Source organism: Virgibacillus sp. M23, from assembly GCF_034190895.1.
Classification (GTDB): Bacteria; Bacillota; Bacilli; order Bacillales; family Amphibacillaceae; genus Virgibacillus; species Virgibacillus salarius.
The window spans coordinates 1-255 of record NZ_JAWDHA010000427.1; the positions used below are offsets into that span (position 1 = coordinate 1).

The 255-nt window shown below is 34.9% G+C and carries 1 protein-coding gene; it reads right to left on the bottom strand.

Annotated features, from left to right (window positions below):
* A partial coding sequence (locus tag RVS70_RS23285) for a condensation domain-containing protein (protein ID WP_321135121.1) occupies window positions 1-203 on the bottom strand: 203 nt, incomplete at its 3' end.
* Window positions 204-255 lie beyond the last annotated feature (52 nt).

The window sequence follows — 255 nt, forward strand, 5'->3', positions numbered from 1 at the left end:
GTTTTCAAGATGACTTGTTTTGGTGATTGAACATTCTCATGGACGATTACACTTCGTAAAATTTCGTACCGTTCGATTAGTTTTATAAAGCTTTGTTCGAGAATATCAAGATGGACATTCCCCTTGCTTATAAAGGATTTTTGCTCAAAATAGGTCGTTGAATGTTCATCTAACAGAGAATGGAATAACATTCCTTCCTGCATTGGTGTCAATGGGTAAATATCTTGAATGGTTGCAGAATGTTAGTATTTCGTT